The 25,542-nt window shown below is 49.5% G+C and carries 23 protein-coding genes; 8 read left to right on the top strand and 15 right to left on the bottom strand.

Going from position 1 to position 25,542, the window contains the following annotated elements; genetic code table 11:
- Window positions 1-34 precede the first annotated feature (34 nt).
- The 3 genes from sbcD to araJ all read left to right on the top strand — a co-directional run bounded on the left by sbcD (window position 35) and on the right by araJ (window position 5,696).
- Entirely contained in the window at window positions 35-1,237 is a 1,203-nt protein-coding gene (gene sbcD / locus RGV86_RS18165; protein WP_001221336.1) for an exonuclease subunit SbcD, read from the top strand.
- Complete coding sequence (sbcC, locus tag RGV86_RS18160) at window positions 1,234-4,377, top strand: exonuclease subunit SbcC (protein WP_000698857.1); 3,144 nt, start codon at window positions 1,234-1,236, stop codon at window positions 4,375-4,377. Before sbcD ends, sbcC begins: the two co-directional genes overlap by 4 nt.
- Before the next feature lie 125 nt (window positions 4,378-4,502).
- Window positions 4,503-5,696, top strand: a complete 1,194-nt coding sequence (araJ, locus tag RGV86_RS18155) for an MFS transporter AraJ (RefSeq protein WP_032224900.1) — start codon at window positions 4,503-4,505, stop codon at window positions 5,694-5,696.
- A 232-nt stretch (window positions 5,697-5,928) separates the two neighbouring features.
- Here the strand turns inward: araJ and mak are convergent, their stop codons facing one another.
- Window positions 5,929-6,837, bottom strand: a complete 909-nt coding sequence (mak, locus tag RGV86_RS18150; RefSeq protein WP_198599197.1) for a fructokinase — start codon at window positions 6,835-6,837, stop codon at window positions 5,929-5,931.
- Between the two features lie 124 nt (window positions 6,838-6,961).
- On the opposite strand from mak, the gene rdgC reads away from it, so the two are divergent.
- Window positions 6,962-7,873 (top strand): recombination-associated protein RdgC, encoded by a 912-nt coding sequence (rdgC, locus tag RGV86_RS18145; protein ID WP_024165072.1) that lies wholly within the window; start codon window positions 6,962-6,964, stop codon window positions 7,871-7,873.
- A gap of 355 nt (window positions 7,874-8,228) precedes the next feature.
- Here the strand turns inward: rdgC and ppnP are convergent, their stop codons facing one another.
- From ppnP to RGV86_RS18120, 5 genes are all read right to left on the bottom strand, one after another.
- On the bottom strand, window positions 8,229-8,513 hold the full coding sequence (gene ppnP, locus RGV86_RS18140) for a pyrimidine/purine nucleoside phosphorylase (RefSeq protein WP_000941942.1): 285 nt from the start codon (window positions 8,511-8,513) through the stop codon (window positions 8,229-8,231).
- Window positions 8,514-8,584: 71 nt separating this feature from the next.
- The gene (locus tag RGV86_RS18135; protein ID WP_001276432.1) at window positions 8,585-9,262 is read right to left on the bottom strand and encodes an AroM family protein; all 678 of its coding nucleotides are present in this window, start codon (window positions 9,260-9,262) and stop codon (window positions 8,585-8,587) included.
- 257 nt (window positions 9,263-9,519) lie between these two features.
- On the bottom strand, window positions 9,520-9,711 hold the full coding sequence (yaiA, locus tag RGV86_RS18130) for a protein YaiA (RefSeq protein ID WP_001142439.1): 192 nt from the start codon (window positions 9,709-9,711) through the stop codon (window positions 9,520-9,522).
- Between the two features lie 49 nt (window positions 9,712-9,760).
- Window positions 9,761-10,285: a shikimate kinase AroL gene (gene aroL, locus RGV86_RS18125; protein ID WP_000193398.1), complete on the bottom strand. Its 525-nt coding sequence runs from the start codon at window positions 10,283-10,285 to the stop codon at window positions 9,761-9,763.
- A gap of 182 nt (window positions 10,286-10,467) precedes the next feature.
- On the bottom strand, window positions 10,468-10,926 hold the full coding sequence (locus RGV86_RS18120) for a YaiI/YqxD family protein (RefSeq protein WP_085460451.1): 459 nt from the start codon (window positions 10,924-10,926) through the stop codon (window positions 10,468-10,470).
- Between the two features lie 119 nt (window positions 10,927-11,045).
- Here RGV86_RS18120 and proC point away from each other — a divergent pair, with 119 nt between their 5' ends.
- Window positions 11,046-11,855, top strand: coding sequence for a pyrroline-5-carboxylate reductase (gene proC / locus RGV86_RS18115; protein WP_010344698.1), 810 nt, complete (start codon window positions 11,046-11,048; stop codon window positions 11,853-11,855).
- A gap of 17 nt (window positions 11,856-11,872) precedes the next feature.
- Here the strand turns inward: proC and adrA are convergent, their stop codons facing one another.
- From adrA to iraP, 4 genes are all read right to left on the bottom strand, one after another.
- Complete coding sequence (adrA, locus tag RGV86_RS18110) at window positions 11,873-12,988, bottom strand: diguanylate cyclase AdrA (RefSeq protein ID WP_000484078.1); 1,116 nt, start codon at window positions 12,986-12,988, stop codon at window positions 11,873-11,875.
- A 101-nt stretch (window positions 12,989-13,089) separates the two neighbouring features.
- Window positions 13,090-13,410, bottom strand: a complete 321-nt coding sequence (gene psiF / locus RGV86_RS18105; protein WP_010344700.1) for a phosphate starvation-inducible protein PsiF — start codon at window positions 13,408-13,410, stop codon at window positions 13,090-13,092.
- A 121-nt stretch (window positions 13,411-13,531) separates the two neighbouring features.
- Window positions 13,532-14,944, bottom strand: coding sequence for an alkaline phosphatase (phoA, locus tag RGV86_RS18100; RefSeq protein ID WP_085460450.1), 1,413 nt, complete (start codon window positions 14,942-14,944; stop codon window positions 13,532-13,534).
- Window positions 14,945-15,045: 101 nt separating this feature from the next.
- The gene (gene iraP, locus RGV86_RS18095; RefSeq protein WP_000792977.1) at window positions 15,046-15,306 is read right to left on the bottom strand and encodes an anti-adapter protein IraP; all 261 of its coding nucleotides are present in this window, start codon (window positions 15,304-15,306) and stop codon (window positions 15,046-15,048) included.
- Window positions 15,307-15,766: 460 nt separating this feature from the next.
- Between iraP and ddlA the strand changes: the two genes are divergently transcribed.
- Window positions 15,767-16,861 carry a D-alanine--D-alanine ligase gene (gene ddlA / locus RGV86_RS18090; protein WP_000413688.1) on the top strand — a complete coding sequence of 365 codons (1,095 nt, stop codon included), beginning with the start codon at window positions 15,767-15,769 and terminating at the stop codon, window positions 16,859-16,861.
- A gap of 204 nt (window positions 16,862-17,065) precedes the next feature.
- Here the strand turns inward: ddlA and RGV86_RS18085 are convergent, their stop codons facing one another.
- A complete protein-coding gene (locus RGV86_RS18085) occupies window positions 17,066-17,278 on the bottom strand; it encodes a DUF2754 domain-containing protein (RefSeq protein WP_016159209.1) in 213 nt (70 codons plus the stop codon).
- A gap of 259 nt (window positions 17,279-17,537) precedes the next feature.
- On the opposite strand from RGV86_RS18085, the gene RGV86_RS18080 reads away from it, so the two are divergent.
- Window positions 17,538-17,846: a YaiY family protein gene (locus RGV86_RS18080; protein ID WP_000763150.1), complete on the top strand. Its 309-nt coding sequence runs from the start codon at window positions 17,538-17,540 to the stop codon at window positions 17,844-17,846.
- Between the two features lie 58 nt (window positions 17,847-17,904).
- On the opposite strand, the gene yaiW is transcribed toward RGV86_RS18080, so the two are convergent.
- Both yaiW and sbmA read right to left on the bottom strand, forming a co-directional pair.
- Window positions 17,905-18,999 carry a surface-exposed outer membrane lipoprotein YaiW gene (yaiW, locus tag RGV86_RS18075; protein WP_000084714.1) on the bottom strand — a complete coding sequence of 365 codons (1,095 nt, stop codon included), beginning with the start codon at window positions 18,997-18,999 and terminating at the stop codon, window positions 17,905-17,907.
- 12 nt (window positions 19,000-19,011) lie between these two features.
- Window positions 19,012-20,232 carry a peptide antibiotic transporter SbmA gene (sbmA, locus tag RGV86_RS18070; protein WP_000477003.1) on the bottom strand — a complete coding sequence of 407 codons (1,221 nt, stop codon included), beginning with the start codon at window positions 20,230-20,232 and terminating at the stop codon, window positions 19,012-19,014.
- A gap of 351 nt (window positions 20,233-20,583) precedes the next feature.
- On the opposite strand from sbmA, the gene ampH reads away from it, so the two are divergent.
- On the top strand, window positions 20,584-21,741 hold the full coding sequence (gene ampH / locus RGV86_RS18065; protein WP_085460449.1) for a D-alanyl-D-alanine-carboxypeptidase/endopeptidase AmpH: 1,158 nt from the start codon (window positions 20,584-20,586) through the stop codon (window positions 21,739-21,741).
- Here ampH and iprA read toward each other — a convergent pair whose 3' ends face one another.
- Both iprA and ehaB read right to left on the bottom strand, forming a co-directional pair.
- The gene (gene iprA / locus RGV86_RS18060; RefSeq protein ID WP_010344702.1) at window positions 21,742-22,365 is read right to left on the bottom strand and encodes a hydrogen peroxide resistance inhibitor IprA; all 624 of its coding nucleotides are present in this window, start codon (window positions 22,363-22,365) and stop codon (window positions 21,742-21,744) included.
- An 85-nt stretch (window positions 22,366-22,450) separates the two neighbouring features.
- Window positions 22,451-25,402 (bottom strand): autotransporter adhesin EhaB, encoded by a 2,952-nt coding sequence (ehaB, locus tag RGV86_RS18055; protein ID WP_085460448.1) that lies wholly within the window; start codon window positions 25,400-25,402, stop codon window positions 22,451-22,453.
- Window positions 25,403-25,542: the final 140 nt, after the last annotated feature.

The raw sequence follows: 25,542 nt of genomic DNA, 5'->3' as shown, positions 1-25,542 counted from the left end.
AATCGCGCCCATGCTTTTTCGCCAGAGAATCGTTATGCGCATCCTTCACACCTCAGACTGGCATCTCGGCCAGAACTTCTACAGTAAAAGCCGCGAAGCTGAACACCAGGCTTTTCTTGACTGGCTGCTGGAGACAGCACAAACCCATCAGGTGGATGCGATTATTGTTGCCGGTGATGTTTTCGATACCGGCTCGCCGCCCAGTTACGCCCGCACGTTATACAACCGTTTTGTTGTCAATTTACAGCAAACTGGCTGTCATCTGGTGGTACTGGCGGGAAACCATGACTCGGTCGCCACGTTGAATGAATCGCGCGATATCATGGCGTTCCTCAATACTACTGTGGTCGCCAGCGCCGGACATGCGCCGCAAATCTTGCCTCGTCGCGACGGGACGCCAGGCGCAGTGCTGTGTCCCATTCCTTTTTTACGCCCGCGTGACATTATTACCAGCCAGGCGGGACTTAACGGCATGGAAAAACAGCAACATTTGCTGGCAGCGATCACCGATTATTATCAACAACACTATGCAGATGCCTGCAAGCTGCGCGGCAATCAACCTCTTCCCATCATCGCCACGGGGCATTTAACGACTGTGGGTGCCAGTAAAAGTGATGCCGTGCGTGACATCTATATTGGCACGCTGGACGCGTTTCCGGCACAAAACTTTCCGCCAGCCGACTACATCGCGCTTGGACATATTCACCGCGCGCAAATTATTGGCGGCATGGAACATGTTCGCTATTGCGGATCCCCCATCCCACTGAGTTTTGATGAGTGCGGCAAGAGTAAATATGTCCATCTGGTAACTTTTTCAAACGGCAAATTAGAGAGCGTGGAAAACCTGAACGTACCGGTAACACAACCGATGGCGGTGCTGAAAGGCGATTTGGCGTCGATTACCGAACAGCTTGAACAATGGCGCGATGTGCCACAGGAACCACCTGTCTGGCTGGATATTGAAATCACTACCGATGAGTATCTGCATGATATTCAGCGCAAAATCCAGGCATTAACCGAATCACTGCCTGTCGAAGTATTGCTGGTACGCCGGAGTCGTGAACAGCGCGAGCGTGTGTTAGCCAGCCAACGGCGTGAAACCCTCAGCGAACTTAGCGTCGAAGATGTTTTTAATCGCCGTCTGGCACTGGAAGAACTTGATGAATCGCAGCATCAACGCTTGCAACATCTTTTCGCCACGACATTGCAGACCCTCGCCGGAGAACACGAAGCATGAAAATTCTCAGCCTGCGCCTGAAAAACCTGAACTCATTAAAAGGCGAATGGAAGATTGATTTCACCCGCGAGCCGTTCGCCAGCAACGGGCTGTTTGCAATTACCGGCCCGACCGGTGCGGGGAAAACCACCCTGCTGGACGCCATTTGTCTGGCGCTGTATCACGAAACTCCGCGCCTCTCTAACGTTTCACAATCGCAAAATGATCTCATGACCCGCGATACCGCCGAATGTCTGGCGGAGGTGGAGTTTGAAGTGAAAGGTGAAGCGTATCGCGCGTTCTGGAGCCAGAATCGGGCGCGTAACCAACCCGACGGTAATTTGCAGGTACCACGCGTAGAGCTGGCGCGCTGCGCAGACGGCAAAATTCTCGCCGACAAAGTGAAAGATAAGCTGGAACTGACGGCGACGTTAACCGGGCTGGATTACGGGCGTTTCACCCGTTCGATGCTGCTTTCGCAGGGACAATTTGCTGCCTTCCTCAATGCCAAACCGAAAGAACGAGCGGAATTGCTGGAGGAGTTAACCGGCACCGAAATTTACGGTCAAATCTCCGCGATGGTCTTTGAACAGCATAAATCGGCCCGTACTGAGCTGGAAAAACTGCAAGCGCAGGCCAGCGGTGTCGCATTATTAGCGCCAGAACAAGTGCAATCGCTGACAGAAAGTTTGCAGGTACTCACTGACGAAGAAAAACAGTTACTCGTCACACAGCAGCAAGAACAACAATCGCTTAACTGGTTAACGCGTCTGGATGAATTGCAAAAAGACGCCAGCCGCCGTCAGCAGGCACTGCAACAGGTGTTAGCCGAGGAAGAAAAAGCGCAACCTCAACTGGCGGCGCTCAGTCTGGCACAACCGGCACGAAATCTTCGTCCGCACTGGGAACGCATCGCAGAACACACTGCGGCACTAACGCATACTCGTCAGCAGATTGAAGAAGTAAATACTCGCTTACAGCGCACAATGGCGCTTCGCGCAAATATTCGTCACCACGCGGCGAAGCAGTCGGCAGAATTACAACAGCAGCAACAAAATCTGAATGCGTGGTTACACGAACACGACCGCTTCCGGCAGTGGAATAACGAACTGGCGGGTTGGCGGGCGCAGTTCGCCCAACAGGCCAGCGATCGCAAGTATCTGCGGCAATGGCAACAGCAATTAACCCATGCAGAGCAAAAACTTAATGCTCTTCCGGCGATCTCTTTAACTTTAACCGCCGCCGAAGTTGCCGCTGCGCAGGCACAACATGCCGAACAACGTCCGCTGCGTCAGCGCCTGAGCGCACTATATGGGCAGATTGTTCCCCAGCAAAAACGCCTGTCGCAGCTACAGGCCGCTATTCAGAGCGTTACGCAGGAACAGACACAACGTAACGCCGCGCTCACTGAAATGCGCCAACGTTATAAAGAAAAGACGCAACAGCTTGCCGATGTCAAAACCATTTGCGAGCAGGAAGCACGCATCAAAACCCTGGAAGCTCAACGTGCGCAGTTACAGGCAGGTCAGCCTTGCCCACTTTGTGGTTCCACCAGCCACCCGGCGGTCGAGGCGTATCGGGCGCTGGAACCGGGGGTTAATCAGTCTCGATTACTGGCGCTGGAAAATGAAGTTAAAAAGCTCGGTGAAGAAGGCGCGGCGCTACGTGGGCAACTGGACGCCTTAACGAAGCAGCTTCAGCGGGATGAGAACGAAGCACAAAGCCTCCGACAAGATGAGCAAGCACTTACTCAGGAATGGCATACACTAACTGCCAGCCTCAGTATCACCTTGCAGCCGCAGGACGATATTCAACCATGGCTTGCCACCCAGGAAGAGCATGAAAAGCAACTGCAATTACTCAATCAGCGTCATGAATTACAGGAGCAAATTGCCGCGCACAATCAACAAATTATCCAGTATCAACAACAGATTGAACAACGCCATCAGCAACTCTCTGCGGCGTTAACGGGTTACGCGCTGGCACTGCCACAGGAAGATGAAGAAGAGAGCTGGTTGGCGACACGTCAGCAAGAAGCGCAGGGCTGGCAGCAGCGCCAGAACGAATTAACCGAGCTGCAAAACCGTATTCAACAGCTGACGCCGATTCTGGACACATTGCCGCAAAATGATGAACTGCCACACAGCGAAGCTACTGTGACGCTGGAAAACTGGCGGCAAGTTCATGAGCAATGTCTCGCGTTGCAAAGCCAGCGGCAAACCTTGCAGCAACAAGAGGTTTTGGCGGCGCAAGGTCTGCAAAAAGCCCAGACACAGTTTGACACCGCGCTACAGGCCAGCGTCTTTGACGATCAGCAGGCGTTCCTTGCGGCGCTAATGGATGAACAGACACTAACGCAACTGGAACAACTCAAGCAGAACCTGGAAAACCAGCGTCGTCAGGCGCAAACGCTGGCCACTCAAACAGCAGAAACGCTGGCACAGCATCAGCAACACCGACCTGACGAGTTAGCTCTCACTGTGACGGTGGAGCAGATTCAACAAGAGTTAGCGCAAACTAACCAAAAGTTGCGTGCAAACACCACGAGTCAAGGCGAAATTCGCCAGCAGTTGAAGCAGGATGCAGACAACCGTCAGCAACAACAAACCTTAATGCAGCAAATTGCCCAGACAACACAGCAGGTTGAAGACTGGGGTTATCTCAATTCGCTGATTGGCTCCAAAGAGGGCGATAAATTCCGTAAGTTTGCCCAAGGGCTGACGCTGGATAATTTAGTTCATCTCGCTAACCAGCAACTTACCCGCCTGCACGGGCGCTATTTGTTACAGCGTAAAGCCAGCGAGGCGCTGGAAGTCGAGGTTGTCGATACCTGGCAGGCAGATGCAGTACGCGATACCCGAACGCTTTCCGGCGGAGAGAGTTTTCTCGTCAGTCTGGCACTGGCGCTGGCGCTTTCGGATCTGGTCAGCCATAAAACGCGCATTGACTCGTTATTCCTCGATGAAGGTTTCGGCACGCTGGATAGCGAAACGCTGGATACCGCCCTTGATGCGCTGGATGCCCTGAACGCCAGTGGTAAAACTATCGGCGTGATTAGCCACGTTGAAGCGATGAAAGAGCGTATTCCGGTGCAGATCAAAGTGAAGAAGATCAACGGCCTGGGCTACAGCAAACTGGACAACACGTTTGCGGTGAAATAACTATTCAGCAGGATAATGAATACAGAAGGGCGAATTATCTCTTGGCCTCGCTGGTCGTTATCCTGCAAGCTATCACTTTATTGGCTACGGTGATTCGTAGCCGTCCTGGTGGTTGTGATGGTGGTATGAAAAAAGTCATTTTATCTTTGGCTCTGGGCACGTTTGGTTTGGGGATGGCCGAATTTGGCATTATGGGCGTGCTCACGGAGCTGGCGCATAACGTAGGAATTTCGATTCCTGCTGCCGGGCATATGATCTCGTATTATGCGCTGGGGGTGGTGGTCGGTGCGCCAATCATCGCCCTCTTTTCCAGCCGCTACTCACTCAAACATATCTTGTTGTTTCTGGTGGCGTTGTGCGTCATTGGCAACGCCATGTTCACGCTCTCTTCGTCTTACCTGATGCTCGCCATTGGTCGGCTGGTTTCCGGCTTTCCGCATGGTGCATTTTTCGGCGTCGGAGCGATCGTGTTATCGAAAATTATCAAACCCGGCAAAGTCACCGCCGCCGTGGCGGGGATGGTTTCCGGGATGACAGTCGCCAATCTGCTGGGCATTCCGCTGGGAACGTATTTAAGTCAGGAATTTAGCTGGCGTTACACCTTTTTATTGATCGCTGTTTTTAATATTGCGGTGATGGCATCGGTCTATTTTTGGGTGCCGGATATTCGCGACGAGGCGAAAGGAAAGCTGCGCGAACAATTTCACTTTTTGCGTAGCCCCGCACCGTGGTTAATTTTTGCCGCCACGATGTTTGGCAATGCCGGTGTATTTGCCTGGTTCAGCTACGTAAAACCTTACATGATGTTTATCTCCGGTTTTTCGGAAACGGCGATGACGTTTATTATGATGTTAGTTGGGCTGGGGATGGTTCTGGGAAATATTCTAAGTGGACGTATTTCAGGACGTTACTCGCCTTTGCGTATTGCAGCAGTAACTGACTTCATTATTGTGCTGGCGTTGCTCATGCTTTTTTTCTTCGGCGGCATGAAAACAACGTCGCTTATTTTTGCTTTTATTTGTTGCGCAGGGTTATTTGCCCTTTCGGCACCGCTGCAAATATTGTTACTGCAAAATGCCAAAGGCGGAGAATTATTAGGTGCCGCAGGCGGGCAAATAGCGTTTAACCTCGGCAGCGCCGTCGGCGCATATTGCGGTGGTATGATGCTGACGCTGGGGCTGGCATATAATTATGTGGCGCTGCCTGCTGCCCTGCTCTCGTTTGCAGCGATGTCTTCGTTGCTGCTGTATGGTCGCTATAAGCGCCAGCAAGTGGCGGACAGTCCGGTGCTGGCGAAACCACTGGGTAAGTTGCACTAACTGTGCGCGTTGTTTATTGCCGGATGCGGCGTGAACGCCTTATCCGACCACGAGCTGCTCATTTCGTAGGCCTGATAAGACACGCCAGTGTCGCATCAGGCATCTGAGCACGGTGCCGGATGCGGCGCGAGCGCCTTATCCGGCCTACGGGCTCCGGGACGGCTCATTTTGTAGGCCTGGTAAGGCGCGGCAAGCGTCGCATCAGGCATGATGTACCAATTACCTGAATTTTTTACTCTTGCGGCCATAACCACGCGGCGCCGCGTACGCCGCTGGAATCACCATGCTTCGCCTTGCGCACCGGCGTTTCACATTCGCCGCCGAAGACAAATTGTTTAATCAACTGCGGAACCGTTTGATATAAACGGTCAACATTGCTCATCCCGCCCCCCAGCACAATCACATCCGGGTCGAGAATATTCACCACGTGTGCCAGCGACTTTGCCAGCCGCAGCTCATAGCGACGCAATGCCAGCTCTGCAACCGGATCGCTTTCTTCAACCAGGCGGATAATTTCACTACCTTTCAGCGCATGTCCGCTCAACCGATGATAATCCGTCGCGAATCCCGTGCCCGAAATAAAGGTTTCAATACAACCTTTTTTACCGCAATAACAAGGGACTTCTTCGCGATAACGCAGTTCATCTTCGTCCATCCACGGTAGCGGATTATGTCCCCACTCACCTGCCGTGCCGTTGCCGCCAATATGCGCCCGCCCATTGAACGCCACGCCCGCGCCGCATCCCGTACCGATAATCACGGCAAATACCGTCTGCGCTCCCGCTGCCGCGCCATCTACCGCTTCCGAAACCGCCAGACAGTTGGCGTCATTTGCCAGGCGCACTTCCCGCTGCAACCGCGCGCTTAAGTCTTTATCGAATGGCTGACCATTAAGCCAGGTCGAATTAGCGTTTTTCACCACGCCGGTGTAGGGCGAAATCGAGCCGGGAATGCCCATGCCTACTGTTCCGCTCTGCCCCGTCGCCTGCTCCGCCATATCAACCAACGTGGCGATAGTTTCAATAGTTTGCCAGTAATCATCACGCGGCGTGGGCAGACGATGACGGTACAATTGCTCTCCTGCATCGCCCAGTGCAATCACTTCAGTTTTGGTGCCGCCTAAATCGATACCTATACGCACGGTACTCTCCTTATTTTTTTCAATATCAATAGCGTAGAGACGGACAACCGGATTGGCAATGCAAGGCCGCCGACAATTCGTTATCATGCCCGCTAAATTTAACGACAAGGCCGTGGAAATTATCATGCTGTGGTTCAAAAATTTAATGGTTTACCGTCTTAGCCGCGAAATTTCGCTGCGTGCAGAAGAGATGGAAAAACAGCTAGCCTCGATGGCATTTACCCCATGCGGAAGCCAGGACATGGCGAAGATGGGCTGGGTTCCTCCGATGGGATCGCACAGCGATGCATTAACGCACGTTGCCAATGGTCAAATTGTTATCTGCGCGCGTAAAGAAGAAAAAATCCTTCCGTCTCCGGTGATTAAACAGGCGCTGGAAGCGAAAATCGCCAAACTGGAAGCAGAACAGGCGCGTAAGCTGAAGAAAACCGAAAAAGATTCGCTGAAAGATGAAGTGCTGCACTCTCTGTTACCGCGCGCTTTTAGCCGCTTCAGCCAGACCATGATGTGGATCGACACGGTTAACGGGTTGATTATGGTGGACTGCGCCAGCGCCAAAAAAGCAGAAGATACGCTGGCACTGCTGCGTAAAAGCCTGGGGTCGTTACCGGTTGTGCCATTGACCATGGAAAACCCGATTGAACTGACGCTGACCGAATGGGTACGCTCCGGTAGCGCGGCGCAGGGCTTCCAGTTGCTTGATGAAGCCGAGCTGAAATCGCTGCTGGAAGATGGCGGCGTGATCCGCGCGAAGAAACAGGATCTGACCAGCGAAGAGATCACCAATCACATTGAAGCTGGAAAAGTGGTGACTAAACTGGCGCTCGACTGGCAGCAGCGCATTCAGTTTGTGATGTGTGATGATGGTTCGCTCAAACGCCTGAAATTCTGCGACGAACTGCGCGATCAAAACGAAGATATCGACCGAGAAGATTTCGCCCAGCGTTTTGACGCCGATTTCATCCTGATGACCGGTGAACTGGCGGCATTAATTCAAAACCTGATCGAAGGATTGGGTGGCGAAGCACAACGTTAATTGCTGATTTGCCTTCAATGCCGGATGCGACGCCAGACGCGTCTTATCCGGCGTAAAAAGTCAAACCTGACATTGATATAATCATTCGCGATTTTTAAGGCGATAACCGGTGTTTCCACTATTTTAAATTACGCGCGGATAACTGATGCAATGAATTTATAGACGGTTCGTCAAAGTCAGTAATACAAGTTATCAACCTATTATTTTTATTCACAATCTTCGCTAAGGTTTATATCAATTTGATATTTTATGTATATATCGAAAATATAAAAACCAGCAGCCACTGGCGTTTATTATTACCAAAATAAAGAATATTCCAGAAAAATGCCCTCCCATTAAATGGGAAGGCGAGATATTACAGATAGCGGCACAAATAAGAGGTCGGTTCAGCAACTTGCAGATGGAACTCGCTGTGGCCGGGAACATTAAATACAGAGCCGGCTTCATACACTTGCCAGTCGGTCGCGTCAGGCAGTAACACATTCAGCGCCCCGCTGATTACCGTCATCTCTTCAGGTTCGGCGGTGCTGAAGGTGTATTCGCCTTCAACCATGACACCAACGCTGGCGCGACCAGTGCTGCTGCTGGAAAAGCCGATCGATTTCACTTTGCCGGAAAAGTACTCATTACTTTGAAGCATAAACTGGCCCTGTCTGGTAGTTGAACGTCTACTTCACTATAGGGGCCAGAGGCGCTGGCTGTCACGCAAAATCACATCAGTAATTCTGCAGCCAGCCTTGTAATCAATACGTTAGAGAGCAAAACAGGAACATCGAGCTGTTTTTGCAGTAAATCACGATGGCGCTGATTAAATCCCAAACAATCCAGCATGATGACATCCGCACCGTTTTCCAGTAGTTCTTTCCCGGCATCAATGATTTTCTGTTCAGAATCATGAATAGGGTTCCCCAGGGAAAACAAGGGCGGTTTCTGCAAGATTTGCCATTTTTGTGCCTGAACGTGCAACAGTTCTTCAACCGGTACGATTACACCGACCTGATGACCTTCGACAATGGTAGAAACCAGCGGTGGCAATATACGCAACGGCTCCAGAAAGATTGTATTACGCGCCGTCATACTGCTAATGTTTGCCGTACTCATCAACAAAATGACGTCGTAACCCTGGTTATCAAGCACTTCAACCACGCTTTGCAGATCGCGTTCTACTTTACGACGCGAGACGTGAGCCGGTTGATTGTCATTTAATAATGTAAGAATCGTTTCTTCGCCTGCTTCTGGCGCATACTCCGCCATCACTTCTTCGCGGCTTAACTTCCCCAGCAGGCTATGATGGGAAATGTTATTTTCGTCAATGTACTCAGTCAGGAGCGGTAAAACTTCCTGCATAGGTACAATGCCGATGGTCAGGATCGCCAACGACGCACTCATTGTTATTCCACCTTACTTTTACTTCGTCGTTAATTACCGGGCAAATGTTAAGCACCACTGCTGGCACTTACCTGTGCTACAAATGACAAAAAGCGTAGCAGTAGACGCGCCCGGAATAATGTAAAGATTCCAAATGATTCCAGTAATAGATTGTTATTGTTTAATATTCTAATTATTTGAAAAACATGAATTGTGAAAAATGTGACGCAGATCCTTTGTAGTAGCACTCAGAGTCCCTTCCGAGCAGTCTGATACGGTCACTCTTTGTCAGGATCCTCATAGCGTTTTTTAGCATCCATCGCTTCCTGAGCGGTCGGATGTTCGCTGATTAAAGAGTCAGGTTTGGGATGATCGGCTCTGAGCTGATACCAGGTTACGGTCTGCCCTGGTTTTCCTTTTTCAATCGTTACAATATATGCTTCACGAGGATAAGGCGGTTTCGTTGGCATCGTTCTTCCTTATTTCACGGGATGAACGTTAAGTATAGGCGCTCGGGAGTCAACAATTGATCGTCTGTGCCAGGGCGCTACGAATTTCAGAAATCACCTGACTGGGTTCATTATTAGCGTTAATGATAATATGCGCGACTTCACGATATAACGCATCGCGTTCTTCCAGCACTTCCCGAACTTCTTCACTTAGCGGCTTTCCGGTTAAGGTTGGTCGCAAATCCTCTTCGGGTGCTGCTTGCAGACGATTAACCAGTACCGCTACTGGCGCACACAGATAAACCACAATCCCGTTATTACGCATGTAGTGACGATTAAATTCCGTCAGAATAATGCCGCCCCCCGTGGCGATAACGGTCGATGGTGCTGTCACCGCTTCCAGTGCTGCGGTTTCTCTGGCGCGAAATCCGGCCCACTCTTCCCTTTCGACGATCTCCGCGACCGTCATATTGAGCTGTGATTGCAACCACTGGTCGGTATCGACAAACCGACGGTTAAGCGAATCGGCAAGAGCCATTCCGACCGTTGTTTTACCACAGCCCCGAGGCCCGATCAGAAAAAGAGGTTGTGTCATCGTGGGTTTTCCCCAAAAGGTCGCAATGCGGCGAAAGCCGGGTTCGTAAGAATAGCGATCATACCATCAAGCTAGTACAATTTCGATTGTAAAGAAATAATTCCACTTAGGGTGAAATTTTCAATACACTCTTTACTATACCAAGAAATGCTCAAGAAAGAAGTGTAACTAATAAATTACATTCATGAGCGACTACGTTGCACTTCCAGCCACCACTTTTCCAGTTCAGCGGCGAATGCCTGGCGGTCACGCTGCGAAAAGCTATCTGGCCCTCCGGTCTGGATACCACTGGCGCGTAAGGTATCCATAAAATCGCGCATCATCAGACGTTCACGAATGGTCGCTGGCGTGTAACGTTCACCACGTGGATTAAGTGCCGCTGCTCCCTTCTCAATGGCTTCAGAAGCCAGAGGAATGTCTGCGGTGATCACCAAATCGCCCGCTTCACACTGACGTACAATTTCATTATCGGCAACGTCAAAACCTGCCGCGACGCGTAGCGTGCGAATAAACGGCGATGGCGGTACACGTAAACTCTGGTTAGCCACCAGTACCAGCGGCATTTGCATACGTTCAGCCGCGCGATACAAAATATCTTTAATTACATTGGGACACGCGTCGGCGTCCACCCAAATTGTCATAAAGTCATCCTTTGTTGGGTAATCCTCTATTGTGTCGCGCTTTTGCCTTCCGGCATAGTTCTGTTTATGCTTCTGCCAGCGATTATCAAAACAATGAATTTCACGGCAGGAGTGAGGCAATGGAAAAGAAAATCGGTTTTATTGGCTGCGGTAATATGGGAAAAGCCATTCTCGGCGGTCTGATTGCCAGTGGTCAGGTGCTTCCAGGGCAAATCTGGGTGTATACCCCCTCCCCGGATAAAGTCGCTGCTTTACACGATCAATTCGGCATCAACGCCGCAGAGTCAGCGCAGGAAGTGGCACAAATCACCGACATCGTTTTTGCCGCCGTTAAACCGGGCATCATGATCAAAGTGCTTAGCGAAATCACGTCCAGCCTGAATAAAGACTCGCTGGTTGTCTCTATTGCAGCGGGCGTCACACTCGACCAACTTGCCCGCGCACTGGGCCATGACCGGAAAATTATCCGCGCGATGCCAAATACCCCCGCGCTGGTCAATGCCGGGATGACTTCCGTAACGCCAAACGCGCTGGTTACGCCTGAAGATACTGCTGATGTGCTGAATATCTTTCGCTGTTTTGGCGAGGCGGAAGTGATTGCCGAACCAATGATCCATCCGGTGGTCGGCGTGAGTGGTTCTTCTCCTGCCTATGTCTTTATGTTTATCGAAGCGATGGCCGACGCAGCCGTGCTGGGGGGAATGCCACGCGCGCAGGCGTATAAATTTGCCGCCCAGGCGGTAATGGGTTCTGCAAAAATGGTGCTGGAAACCGGAGAACATCCGGGCGCGTTGAAAGATATGGTTTGCTCACCAGGAGGCACCACCATTGAAGCGGTGCGCGTACTGGAAGAGAAAGGTTTCCGTGCCGCAGTGATCGAAGCAATGACGAAGTGTATGGAAAAATCAGAAAAACTTAGCAAGTCCTGATGCACTCTCCCCGGACGTCAGGCCGCCACTTCGGTGCGGTTACGTCCGGCTTTCTTTGCTTTATAAAGTGCCATATCTGCCGATTTCAGCCACTCACGATAGTGACTCATTTGCGGGCTCAGCGGCGCGACACCGACACTTATCCGCAACATTACCTGCGGCGTATTTGGTAAACGTAATGTATTTAACCCTTCATGTACCCGTAACATGGCGGTAATGGCATTTTCTGCTGGCGTACCAGACATAATCACCGCAAATTCATCCCCCCCAAAACGACCAATCACATCACTACCGCGCAGAGTAATTTGTAACTGACGGGTGAGAGCAACTATCGCTTCATCGCCCACATCGTGGCCCCAGGTGTCGTTGATACTTTTGAAATGGTCGATATCGATGATTAACAACGTCGCATCGCGGTTATGTCGCCGACAATTATCAAACTCATTGCGCAACATTAGTTCCCAGTGACGCCTGTTGTAAACGCCCGTCATGCCATCACGGGTACTCATTACCTGCAATCTGCGTTTATGTTCTGCAAGTTTTGTTGCCGTCTGATAGCTAACCCAGCCAAACAGCAAAGGATAAATGACGATAATGGGCAGTGAGAGCCACCATTCCAGCGGCGCACTATTTAGTGACACCGTGATACCCGTCAGTTCGAGGGTGACAAGGCAGGAAACGACCATCAGCACCAGACCAGCGACAAACAGACGAGGGCCACCGGCTCCCATCAAATTCAGACACATAATCATCAACATCGCGATCGAAGGCAGCACGTTTACGCCCATCACGCCTACCCACATTCCCGCTAACACCGCATCGGTTTTTAAGTTGTAAATTTCCCGACCAAGCGGATCAATGGCTCTGCTCGCTAACTGCCAGGCTAAATGCGGCCAGACAAAAGCCCAGCCCACTAACACCAGCCACCACCAGCCCGACGGCGGATGCGAAACCAGCGTTGAAGCAATCGGTAAGAACATCCCCGCCAGTCCTACCATACGGGGTAACCTGACGCGCCGGGCGAAGCGCAGCCCGGAACGCTGATGTTCGTTTTGAGGAGTTAATGGTGGTTCCTCCCCGTACGCCGCCGCTTTTTTGAAAAAATTTTCATCATTCATTATTTTTGGGAACATTCAGAAACAATTTTCCCAAATTATAGAGACGGGGCGAAAAGCGGAAGTATGATATTTCGGGTGAGCCATTTTCTTAGCTCACCCGTTAGCACTATCAGGGATCAGGCGGCGTTCTTAAGGCAAGTGCTCATAAACTTATTGCGATCATCGCCTTTCAGAGATTGCTGCGTCGCCTGGCCATTGCATTCACGCATCTTCTGCTGCTGCGGCGTCAAGCTCTTCTCGCCGGGCGCAGATTTACTGTTCTTCAGGCAATCACTCATATACGTCTTGCGGGCATCCCCTTTCAACGCCTTCGCCGTCGCCTGTTGATTACAGGAAGTCATACGTTGTTGTTGCGGGGTTAACGTCTTCTCGGCAGCGCCGACAGTGGTTAAAAAAACTAAACCGAATAACAGGGTAACCAGTAATGTTATTTTCATAGCACCATCCCTCTTCACATTTTAACCAGGAGCGTTTGCGCCCGTGATCTGCCTTTAAGTCTGGTTGCTAACAGAAAAAATACCAACCGGCGGCAAAAATTCACCGCCGGATGCGTTTTGACTACAGACCCAGCGCGGCTTTCATGGTGTAGAAGAGATCGGTCTGATCGGTCAGACCAACCACGTTGGAAGCGTGCGGACCATAAGCGGCAATACGCAACTGGCTGCCGGTATGTTCTTGTGAATCTTCTTCCGAGTTACCGTAGCTCATTACCATCACCGCACCATCTTTGGTCATTAATGCCTGAGTCAGACCCGGAGCTTTGGTATCCGGCGCGACAATCTGGCTGGCGTGAGCGTGGTCAGCGGTAACTATCACCAATGTATTGCCATCTTTTTTGGCAAACTCAAGCGCACGTTGTACCGCTTCATCGAGGTCAACCGTCTCACCAATTTGCCCACAAGGATTAGCGGCATGATCCTGTTTATCGATAGATGCACCTTCAACTTGCAGGAAGAATCCTTTCTCGTTTTTACTCAATAACTCAATAGCTTTATCGGTCATCTGCGCTAACGTCGGCACACTGTCATTTCGTTGCGGATTCGGGGTACAGGTTACTGCGGGTTTATCGATATTACCGTGATAAGACGCCTTCGGCCCTTCCCAACGAACTGGCATATTGCCGTCAGAAAACAGCCCAAGTAGCGGTTTATCCTGATTTGCCTCTGTTACTGCCTCCAGCGACGCTGCGTCACTCACTAACTGATAGCCGCGAGCCTGCGCCTGTTCACGCAGCGTTTTTCCCTGCCACTCACCGGCGGTTGCCGTTTCTGCAAACGTTTTTGCACCGCCGCCAAGCGTAACATCGGCACGGGCGTTAAGAAGTTGTTCGGTAATGGAACCTTTACCGCCTTTTTCCAGCGCATTACTTGGACATTTTTCACTGGTCACGCTCGGTCCGTAGCATTTGCGCGATGTCACATGCGCCACCAGCGCAGCGGGTGTGGCATCCTGCAATTCTGCCGTTGAAACGTTGCCGGTCGCCAGTCCTGCGGCTTTTGCTATCTCCAGAATCGTTGGATGATCTTTTTCATGAATATCGACGCCCAGCGCGCCGTTATAAGTTTTGACGCCAGTTGACCAGGCGGTTGCTGATGCAGCGGAGTCGGTGACATAGTCCGGTTTACCGGTTTTTTTATCCAGTGAGTAGTGGGTGTATTGTCCGGTAAGCGGTAAGGCATCGATTCCTTTAAAAAAACCGCCCGCACCTTCGGCATAATTTCGTGCGGCAGTTATTTCCGAATCCCCCATCCCATCGCCAATAAGTAAAATAATATTTTTCGCCGGTTTATCGCTAAGAGAATCACGCAAGGCAGCAGTCTGATCGCCAGTTAAACGGCGAGCGCCGCCCGGCGTAGTAATATCTCCCTGTGCAGCTCGTTTTTCCAGAATGGGTACATCAGGTGTCCGGGCTTTTGTCACAGGGGTAAACAGTAACGGTAAGAGAGCCAGTGCAATAGTGCTTTGTTTCACTTTATTTTCTCCATGTACAAATACAGTAAAAAATAAAAACAAAGCGACTATAAGTCTCTGCCGTGACAGCTTTATGACAACGGTTGAAAAGGTTTAACGTTTTACTGACGAGGATGCCTCAATAACTTTTTTACGTAATCGCGCAGCAGCTCCGTATCGTCGTCAGGAATGCTGGCATCGGGCTTTACCGCGTACAGTGCCCCCTCAACCTGATCAATCAACTGCTGTTGGTCTTTTTGCGTCATATTGCGAAGCATCGCGGTGACTATAATCTCCAGTGCCTCAACCTGCGCGCACAGTTCTTTCGACTCTTCTTCTTTTTGGGCAAGCTTAAATAACAACTCAGCAATGAGATTTTTCATGTCTGTATTTCCTTATCCAAAGTATGGAGAAGTTAACATTATGCTTCATAACTGCATAGGGGTTGTAAGTAGTATTTTTATGACACAGGAAATACTTTGCAAAAATATTTGCACATATTTATCAGCGAAACGTTTCTCTTATTTAAATAATTCCCTTATAAATAAAACAGCTATTCAATTATAAAGCATTAATATAATAAAAAGTTATGAAATATATTTACTTCGTTAACTTATTATTAAGCTATTCACTGATTGAACCATGGTTAATACCAGAGATAAATTAGCTTCCCGTTCATCATTTTTGTGATCTAACGCACATAATTTAGCCATTGATATTTCTCAGTCAGTACGCTGGGCGCTTTGTGACCAGAAGATTGCAACATTCTGTCAGAAGGCCGCGAATCAACCGTTTTGTCGTGGTAATGTATGTGCTTTATGTTCGACGGGATAGGTTTTTAAGATGGAAAAACTGCGGGTAGGTATCGTTTTTGGTGGAAAATCAGCGGAACATGAAGTGTCTTTGCAATCGGCAAAAAACATTGTTGATGCCATTGATAAAAGTCGCTTCGACGTTGTGCTGCTGGGCATTGATAAACAAGGGCAATGGCACGTCAGCGATGCCAGCAATTATCTGCTAAACGCAGACGATCCTGCCCATATTGCGTTGCGTCCTTCGGCGACCAGCCTTGCGCAGGTGCCGGGTAAACATGAACACCAGCTTATTGATGCACAGAATGGTCAACCATTACCAACGGTGGATGTCATTTTCCCGATTGTCCACGGTACGCTGGGTGAAGATGGCTCCCTGCAGGGGATGTTACGCGTCGCCAATTTACCATTTGTTGGTTCCGATGTTCTGGCTTCTGCTGCATGTATGGACAAAGACGTCACCAAACGTCTACTGCGTGATGCCGGATTGAACATCGCGCCATTTATTACCCTGACGCGCGCCAATCGCCACAACATCAGTTTTGCCGAAGTGAAGTCTAAACTGGGTTTACCGCTGTTTGTAAAACCGGCTAACCAGGGTTCCTCCGTAGGCGTCAGCAAAGTAACCAGCGAAGAACAGTATACAATTGCCGTCGATCTGGCGTTCGAGTTCGATCACAAAGTGATCGTTGAGCAAGGGATCAAAGGGCGTGAGATCGAATGCGCGGTTCTGGGCAATGACAATCCGCAGGCCAGCACCTGTGGCGAGATCGTACTGACCAGTGATTTCTACGCCTACGACACCAAATACATTGATGAAGATGGTGCAAAAGTGGTGGTTCCGGCGACCATTGCGCCAGAAATCAACGATAAGATCCGGGCGATTGCGGTTAAGGCTTACCAGACGTTGGGATGTGCTGGCATGGCGCGTGTAGACGTCTTTTTAACGCCGGAAAACGAAGTGGTGATCAACGAGATCAACACGCTGCCAGGCTTCACTAATATCAGCATGTATCCGAAATTGTGGCAAGCCAGCGGCCTGAGTTACACCGATCTGATCACGCGTTTGATTGAGCTGGCACTGGAACGTCATGCTGCGGATAACGCATTGAAAACCACTATGTAATTTTCAATCGCCCGGTAATATTTTATTGGGCGTTTAAGACTGATAGTAAACGTAAGATTGCCTGATACGCTTCGCTTACCAGGCCTACCAGATAATTGCAATGTATTGATTTTGCACTATTTTGTAGGCAGGGTAAGACGTTCAAGCCATATCCGGCATAAACAACGAGCACTTTGTCAGCACTCCAGAATTCCCAATCCTCTGTTATTGGGCGTTTTCAGTATCCTCTTCGCGACGACGAATAATCATTCCCGCCAGCCAGAAACTAATCACCCACGTCAGCAGACCGACTGCATAGGTTTGCCAGCCTTTTGCTTCAAATCCCAGCAACCCCACCACACCGTTAAGAATGAAAATCAGGCCAATAGCGAACGCATAATAGTGCCAGTCACGGCGGATTTTTACAGGCAGATTCATGGCGGCTCCGTTAACGAAAAATCACATCCTCGCATAATCGATAACATACGTCTGTGGTGTAGACAGCATTTCCCGTATCGTTAAAAAATTTAACTTAAAGTTACCGTTTTGTGACTCATGGCGAATATTCACGCTTCGGGAATATTCCCACCATCAATTTACCATGATTCTGATATTGACAATCTAAATGACCTGTCAGACTTGCCATAAGCCGCTGGTATCACACCAGAAGAGAAGCAGATGACTTCCGGAGGTTTTTATGGCTGATTTCACCCTGTCAAAATCGCTGTTTAGCGGAAAATATCGCAACGCCTCTTCAACGCCAGGCAACATTGCCTATGCGCTGTTTGTACTGTTTTGCTTTTGGGCTGGGGCGCAATTGCTTAATCTCCTGGTACATGCGCCCGGCGTTTATGAGCGTTTGATGCAGGTGCAAGAGACAGGCCGTCCACGGGTGGAAATTGGTCTGGGAGTCGGCACTATTTTCGGGCTGATCCCGTTTTTAGTTGGCTGCTTCATTTTTGCAGTGGTGGCGCTATGGCTGCACTGGCGACATCGCCGCCAGTAAGATTTACTTTGCCAGATGCGGCCTAAAACGCCTTATCTGGCCTGGTGTTCTCGATTGATCACTGTTTCATACAACGCGCACGTCGTTCATCAACGCGCTTCGCAAACCATGCAGTGGTAAGGTTACGGGTGATTTTCGGGCTTTCCAACTGAATCCCAGGCAACATCTCTCGTGGCAGAGATTTCCCCGTTTTCGCTTCTGCAAGCTGATAAACTTTCTTGTACAGTGCCGTCTCTTCAAAAGAGAAGCTATCCCCTTTCTCTAACTGTCGGCGGATTTCGCTGTCGCTCATTCCCAGTTTGCCCGCCAGTTTGCGCGTTGCCAGTTCTGTTTTCCCAGGCTCTTTGCTGTCATAGCGAATTAAATCACCATCCAGCGCCAGCTTCACGCCGCTGGCTTTACTGACCGCGTTCTGAAACGCGGCATTCCGGCTGGCATACCAGCCAGCGTTAAAATCGGCAAAACGGAAGATTGGCGCACTGTAACTCGCTGGATAATTCAGTAAATGGTAAGTACCGAACCACAAGCCACCGCGACGACTGAAGACTTCCTGACGTACCGTTCCGTCCATTTTCCACGGATAACCTTTGGTATGCTGTTCGGCAAAAGCAATGCTGACCTGCATCGGCCCACCGGTGCGTACCGGGTTGAGCGAACCAAACAGCGTCTGCCCCATCGGCACCATGCTGATCAGATCATCAAAAATCGCGCTTAACTGCTTTTCTGTACGCACAGAATCTAATCGTTCGCTGTAACTTTTGCCGTTTGGCGATTTAATTTTTAGCGCGGTATGAACCAAAAACGCGGGGATATGCATCCGTTCGGCGCGACGGTCAATCTCTTGCCAGGCAATTTTGCTTAAGCCCGGAACAGCCGGATCTGCCTGATAATTTGACTCCTGCTGCGCCACTGCCAGCACCGAGCAGACGTTTTCCAGCGTCGGTGCCAGCCCCTGACTTTCAAAAGTGGTGGCAAGATCTTTCGCCCAGGCATCGCGGTCTTTCACGCTGGCGGGTAACTTCTGCCGCACCACGCTCGCCACATCTATCGCTTTTTCACCCTTTTTCAACGGTTGCGGAGCCTGACTACTACACCCCGCTAAAACCAGAACTACCAATAATGAAAGCGAAGAAAGACGAGTGACCTGCGACATTACCTCTCCTTTTTAACTCAACGTATGGGTTACTTCCTGAATTTTGTCACTATCCAGCTCATGTTCAAAGCTACGCAGACGTTTGTAGATAGACATCAGCTCAACCAGCGTAGTCCACGAGTTAATCAGATACTGGAAAGCACCACGAACCTGACCGAAAACGTTGGTAATTTGCGTCATCAGTCCGAGCGTAATCGTACCGGCAACAATCGACGGAAACAGCAGGAACAAACCGAAAACGTTATCGACTTGCAAATAGAGGATACGGGCGATGTTGAAATACATATAGTGAAAATAGAGGCGGAAATAGTTTTTCCGCACGGCGCTGAACAACTCACGTACCGTTGGCGGCGTCGCGCGCGATGCATCATCTTCACCGTAGACCAACTCTTTACGATAAGCCGCTTCTACGCGTTGGTTTTTAAATTCCAGCCCCGGCAGTTTGATACCCACAACCGCCAGCAATCCGGTTCCCATCAACGACCATACGATGGCTGCAATCACCAGTCCATATGGTATATGCCCGATAATCGGCAATTCCGGTACATGTGCGGAGAGCGTCACCAGTACCGGTAAAAAAGCGATTAACGTCATGATAGCGTTGATAAAACTGACCCCCATATTCTCCAGCGTTGAGGCAAAACGCATAGTATCTTCCTGCACACGCTGAGCGGCACCTTCGATATGACGCAGTTGTTGCCAGTTCGCCATGTAATATTCGTTCATCGCCGTACGCCAACGAAACACGTAATGGCTGACAAAGAAGTTGTTCAGCACACTGATCACCACAGCAATCAGCGCGATTCCCAGAAAGACGCCCACTTCGCGATAAAATTGTTCGATGGTGACTTTATGCGGCGAACTTAGCGCGGTTTGAATCAGATCATAGAACGGTGCATACCAGGCGTTGACGGCAACCCCAACTTCCACCAGAAACCAGGTAACGAAGATAATCAGCGCAGTGCCGAGTATTGACCAGTATTGCCAACGATGCGGACTGTAGATAAACCAGAACAGCGCAAAAAGCCCTACACAAACAATGTAGTAAGCGTAAAAAACCAAGAAGTCTAACGACCAGAAACGTGCGGCGCTAATCGGGATCTGCCCAGTAGCTCCGGTGATACGCGCCACCCAATCACCACCACCGGCTTGCCAGAAGATCACGGCAATCAGTGCCCAAATAAAGGCCGAGAGAAAAAAGGCTCCCGGCTTTGGGAAAAAAGACTTAAACATATGCTCTCCTGCTAACTTCTTATCGTTTTAACAACTGCTGTGCATTAACCGCATGATTGCTCCGAGGAGCCAGCTAAATGAAACCGCCCATTGTGACCAACGGCAAGGTACTTAGTTCGTCATGCTGACCGTAAGAATTGTTTCGACGGATTTCACAAACAAAGGATTGTTTACATTAGCAGATTCACACGCGCAGGATCACAAATGCAGGCATTGGTGCTCAGGAAAAAGATCGTGTTTACGCGCCGTTACGTTTTTAGCACTATTATTGCACTAATTCGCCCTTTGCAATCCATCTATGAGTAGTATAAATACGCTCAGTTACCTTCATTTAATTTATGGACACCACCGTTGAAACGTAGTCTGCTTTTTTCTGCCGTGCTGTGTGCGGCGTCATTGACCTCCGTCCATGCGGCACAGCCGATCACCGAACCGGAGTTCGCCTCTGATATTGTCGATCGCTATGCCGATCATATTTTTTACGGCAGCGGTGCCACGGGGATGGCACTGGTCGTTATTGACGGTAATCAGCGCGTCTTTCGCAGTTATGGGGAAACGCGTCCCGGTAATAACGTTCGCCCACAATTAGACTCTGTAGTCCGAATTGCGTCCCTCACTAAACTGATGACCAGTGAAATGCTGGTTAAGCTGCTCGATCAAGGCACGGTGAAGTTAAACGACCCGTTAAGTAAATATGCTCTACCAGGCACACGCGTGCCGACCTACAATGGAAAGCCCATTACGCTGGTGAATCTGGCAACCCATACCAGCGCCCTGCCGCGTGAACAGCCTGGCGGTGCAGCAAATCGTCCGGTGTTTGTCTGGCCGACACGCGAACAACGCTGGAAATACCTTTCTACGGCGAAGCTGAAAGCCGCGCCCGGCAGTCAGGCTGCATACTCTAACCTTGCGTTTGATCTGCTGGCGGATGCGCTGGCGAATGCGTCCGGAAAGCCTTATACACAGTTGTTTGAAGAGCAGATCACTCGTCCGTTGGGGATGAAAGACACCACCTACACGCCATCGCCAGATCAGTGCCGACGTTTAATGGTTGCCGAGCGCGGTGCCAGTCCGTGCAATAACACGCTGGCGGCAATCGGTAGCGGCGGCGTCTATTCCACGCCTGGCGATATGATGCGCTGGATGCAGCAGTATTTGTCGTCTGATTTTTATCAGCGCAGTAACCAGGCGGATCGTATGCAGACGCTGATTTATCAACGCGCGCAGTTTACGAAAGTGATCGGCATGGATGTACCTGGCAGAGCGGATGCGCTCGGTTTAGGCTGGGTATATATGGCGCCGAAAGATGGGCGTCCGGGAATTATTCAGAAAACTGGTGGCGGCGGCGGATTCATTACCTATATGGCGATGATCCCGCAAAAAAATATTGGTGCTTTTGTGGTCGTCACTCGCTCGCCGTTGACTCGCTTTAAAAACATGAGCGATGGTATCAATGATCTGGTAACCGAACTGAGCGGGAATAAACCGCTGGTCATCCCCGCGTCCTGATTAATACTCTGAAGGCAAACGGTTGATAGCGACCAGTTTGCCTTTATTCATTTCGATATAGCCGCCTTTGCGCAAAGCCGCGAGAACTTCTGCGACGACGGAACGTGATATGCGTGTACGTTGATGGATATAATTCATCACACCAATACGTGCGCGTAATTCGTCATTCCAGTCAATCATTGATAATAAAGTGGCGCGAATTTGTTCGTAAGAATTATGTCCAATAAGCTGAACGTCACGTAATTCCAGAATTCGATTTTGCCATGCTAACCAGTAAAAAGCGTCACGCCAGAGTTGATGTTGTTCAATCAGAGAAATGGTTTGTTTGGCAGGCAGATGATATCCCGTACAGTTTCCTTCTGATATTAATTTGTATGGTATATCGTTTTTCATTAAACCATCAGCCAGTCCCATAATAAAAGGAGCCTGGGTAATACCGATAAGTACATTTTCTTCTCTACGCAGAGAGATAACACCTTCTAAAATAACGAATGTGTCTTCGCTATTAACGTCACTTGAAAATATAACTTGCTTTTCATTATTAAACTCGAAGCGAGTGCCGTATCTGGACAAACATTTATCGAGCTTACCAAATTCCTGAAGCGGTTTAACTACAGATAACATTTGCGCGTCCTTTGCAGTAATGCCCGTCAAATCCTTGACGGGCATTATTTAGATTAAATTACCTATTTCTTCGCAGTGAAGAATATTACCAGGTATATTTAACACCCACGTTCGCGGACCAGTCTTGATCTACGTCACCACCACCGAGGTAGTTAGCATCGGTATAGGCGCTGAAGTTTTTGGTGAAGCTGAACTGAGTACCCAGACCAACACGTACCGCAGACCCTTCAGTACCGTTATCGATGGAATCACCATTCACATCGTTATCGTTGTTAGAGTCGTCGTAGACGTAAGCCAGTTTGAAGTACGGAGTCAGAGCCTGGTCTTCGCTGTAGGTGAAGGTATAACCTGCATCTACACCCAGTTCATAACGCATGCTGTCGTAAGACTGACCGTCAACTTTCATGTCGTTGCTCAGCTGGTAGTCATCACCAGACTGGAACAGACCAGAAACGCTGCCGTAAGGAGTCACGTAACCAGCATCACCCAGTTTGAAGTCGTAACCGGCTTTCAAACCGAAGCCCCAAGCGTCGGAGTTGGTGCTACCGTCAACGTAAGTACCGTTGCTCATGGTTGCAGACAGATCGTTGTTGAAGTGAGAGTAGCTCAGGCTACCATCAACAAAGATGTTGTTCGCGAAGCGAGCAGAAGAGTAGATGTAGGCAGACTGGCTGTCTTGATCTACCTGACCAGAACGGTCGTTCATGTCACCTTTAGCAAAGCCTGCTGCTGCACCGACGATCCACTTAGCGTTGTTACCGTCAACTTTGGTATCAACACCGACCATGATGCCGTTAACATCCTGATCATAGTTGATGGTGCCGTTGTCGCCGTTAAAGTTACCACCGAAGTAGCTTACCCATGCGCCGCCGTTATCAGCCAGGCCATGACGAGAGTTGGTCAGACGAGTACCAACGGTGTCTTGTTCCAGGTTCCAGATATTGGTGTTTGCAGACGGGATGCTCAGCGCCATGTTAGCGTAGTCGGTCAGCTCCATCTGTTGCAGAACAACGGTGTTACCGCGCTGTTCAGCCTGATAGGTGTATGCACCCAGGTCAGCTTTGTTAGCAGCAGAGAAGGTAGCGTTGCTGTTTTTGTCGTTAACGTAAATCAGCTCGTTGCCGTTGTAGTCAGCGATTGAACCAGCACCAGTAGCGTTGTCGATACGGACTTTGTAGTTACCGGTTGCAGCTGCAACATGGTCACCGTTGTTATCAACTTCGTTCTGACCGGCTTCGATAGAAGCAGTGTTATCGTTATCGCCGTTACCGTTAATGGTCAGGTGACCATCAGAGTTCATTGCGATTAAGCCATAACCGTAGTTTGACTTGGTAGTATCGTTGGTACGGTCGTTGGTCAGGTCTGCATCAAGTACGAAGCGGTTGCTTTCGATGTTGAACACACCAGCGTGAATGTTACCACTGGTATCAGTAGTGCTGGTCAGGTTCAGAGTATCAACCTGCAAAGCATTCGCCGCAGTGTTACCGACATCCAGAATACCGTCGTTAGTAACGTTGATGGTGTTCGCATACAGAGCAGCATCACCTACAGCCCAACCAGCAGAAACTTCATCAGAAATAGTTACGGTACTGTTGTCGACAGTCAGTGAATCAGTTGCAACATGACCATCTTCGTTGATGTTCAGCGCAGAAAGACCTGTCAGAGAGATAGAGTCAGAAATCAGCGTTGAATCAGCAACATTAACAGCTGAACCACTGTTGATGCTCAGGGTGTCAATCAGAGAAGTTTTGGTGGTATCCCACTGTGAACCGGTGTTCAGGGTCACATTGAACAGACCGCTCTGGTAAACTTCGTTACCGATGATGTGATCAAATTCGCTGTATTCAGAGTCGCTGTTTTCTACACCAACAGTTGACGAAGGCCACAGGCTGTTAGCTGCGATGTCGATCAGAGTTGCAGTGGCTTCAGTATTGATTCCATATGTATAGGAGTCATTTACACCATCGTCATCAGTATCAACGCCAATCTGATGCGCAGACATTGCCGCACCAACCCACTTGCTGCCATTGTTCAGGGTCAGATCCAGGCGATCAGTACCATCCCAACCGTTAGTATCTACATCACCATCGGCATCACGATAGCTATCACGACCATGTGGGAAGAAGTTCTCATCAAAGTTGCTTGAGAAGAGTACATCGCCCATCAGTGTGGAATTATCGAATGTTGCAGTAGTCTGCATGGCATTATCAGCAGCAGGATGTGCAATAACTGCTAATGCGATATCGTCAGCGATCCAGCCATTACCATTGTAATCACTTGCATTACCAGTATTACCAAACCAGCCAGTAGTACCTTCATCAGTCCATGAACCAGAGGTCACGGTAGAATCTTTAACAGTGATGGTGTTATTAAACACTTCGCTGCTATTTACGCCAGTGCTAACTGTGTTGTCGTCGATATCCTCCCACTCATAACCCTGAGTCAGCGTAATACCTGCTACGTGAGAGTTATTAGAGATGGACAGATCAACTTCCTGATCCAGAGTGATGGCAGTACCGATGTTATAAACGTCTACAACATGAGTATCAGCGGCATTATTGTAGGTGCCGTTATATGTGTAGTGTTCGTAGTTATCGTCGATTGTTGAATTATCAACAGTCAGCGCCAGACGATCATGATAGTAATCATTCGCGCGATCTGCACAACCGTCTTTGGTCATACACTCGGAATAAATCATACCGTGAATAGTGCTGTTTTTGATTGTCAGACTATTGGCGTTGGTATTGGTAGAAATACCGTCGTCCAGATAGTAAGTAGAAATTACGCCGTTAACGGTAGCGTTATTAATGACCGGATAGATATCGCCGTTGTAATAGCTATCAGCGGCATAGTTGTTCCAGCCTACATAACCATCATAGTAAACGCCATCAACATAGGTGGCGTCGTTGTAGTGATGGAAAGTATTGTAAGTTTGACCAGAAATATCGTTGGTCGCTGCATTAGCCTGAGAGGTGATAGCCAGAGTGCAAGCCAATGCTAATTGTGATACTACAAGTTTCTTTTTCCAGGAGTGCATTTGTCATCCCTCCTCAGGGACGTAATAAGTTGATCCATCAATTATCAATGCATAGAAAACATATTATGTTTCGCGTTTACGATTATGCGGCGTTACAGATGAATGGTTCAATTATTCTTTCCCCTAAGTCCGAATGTGGA

This window comes from Escherichia ruysiae (genome assembly GCF_031323975.1).
Taxonomy (GTDB): Bacteria; Pseudomonadota; Gammaproteobacteria; order Enterobacterales; family Enterobacteriaceae; genus Escherichia; species Escherichia ruysiae.
The sequence above is the reverse complement of the archived record's forward strand: the minus strand, read 5'-3'. Positions and strand labels throughout refer to the sequence as shown.

Bases quoted from the DNA above. Each gene is read 5' to 3' on its own strand.
- sbcD (WP_001221336.1), top strand. From the start codon at position 35: ATGCGCATCCTTCACACCTCAGACTGGCATCTCGGCCAGAACTTCTAC.
- sbcC (WP_000698857.1), top strand. From the start codon at position 1,234: ATGAAAATTCTCAGCCTGCGCCTGAAAAACCTGAACTCATTAAAAGGC.
- araJ (WP_032224900.1), top strand. From the start codon at position 4,503: ATGAAAAAAGTCATTTTATCTTTGGCTCTGGGCACGTTTGGTTTGGGG.
- rdgC (WP_024165072.1), top strand. From the start codon at position 6,962: ATGCTGTGGTTCAAAAATTTAATGGTTTACCGTCTTAGCCGCGAAATT.
- ppnP (WP_000941942.1), bottom strand. From the start codon at position 8,513: ATGCTTCAAAGTAATGAGTACTTTTCCGGCAAAGTGAAATCGATCGGC.
- RGV86_RS18135 (WP_001276432.1), bottom strand. From the start codon at position 9,262: ATGAGTGCGTCGTTGGCGATCCTGACCATCGGCATTGTACCTATGCAG.
- yaiA (WP_001142439.1), bottom strand. From the start codon at position 9,711: ATGCCAACGAAACCGCCTTATCCTCGTGAAGCATATATTGTAACGATT.
- aroL (WP_000193398.1), bottom strand. From the start codon at position 10,285: ATGACACAACCTCTTTTTCTGATCGGGCCTCGGGGCTGTGGTAAAACA.
- RGV86_RS18120 (WP_085460451.1), bottom strand. From the start codon at position 10,926: ATGACAATTTGGGTGGACGCCGACGCGTGTCCCAATGTAATTAAAGAT.
- proC (WP_010344698.1), top strand. From the start codon at position 11,046: ATGGAAAAGAAAATCGGTTTTATTGGCTGCGGTAATATGGGAAAAGCC.
- adrA (WP_000484078.1), bottom strand. From the start codon at position 12,988: ATGTTCCCAAAAATAATGAATGATGAAAATTTTTTCAAAAAAGCGGCG.
- psiF (WP_010344700.1), bottom strand. From the start codon at position 13,410: ATGAAAATAACATTACTGGTTACCCTGTTATTCGGTTTAGTTTTTTTA.
- iraP (WP_000792977.1), bottom strand. From the start codon at position 15,306: ATGAAAAATCTCATTGCTGAGTTGTTATTTAAGCTTGCCCAAAAAGAA.
- ddlA (WP_000413688.1), top strand. From the start codon at position 15,767: ATGGAAAAACTGCGGGTAGGTATCGTTTTTGGTGGAAAATCAGCGGAA.
- RGV86_RS18085 (WP_016159209.1), bottom strand. From the start codon at position 17,278: ATGAATCTGCCTGTAAAAATCCGCCGTGACTGGCACTATTATGCGTTC.
- RGV86_RS18080 (WP_000763150.1), top strand. From the start codon at position 17,538: ATGGCTGATTTCACCCTGTCAAAATCGCTGTTTAGCGGAAAATATCGC.
- yaiW (WP_000084714.1), bottom strand. From the start codon at position 18,999: ATGTCGCAGGTCACTCGTCTTTCTTCGCTTTCATTATTGGTAGTTCTG.
- sbmA (WP_000477003.1), bottom strand. From the start codon at position 20,232: ATGTTTAAGTCTTTTTTCCCAAAGCCGGGAGCCTTTTTTCTCTCGGCC.
- iprA (WP_010344702.1), bottom strand. From the start codon at position 22,365: ATGTTATCTGTAGTTAAACCGCTTCAGGAATTTGGTAAGCTCGATAAA.
- ehaB (WP_085460448.1), bottom strand. From the start codon at position 25,402: ATGCACTCCTGGAAAAAGAAACTTGTAGTATCACAATTAGCATTGGCT.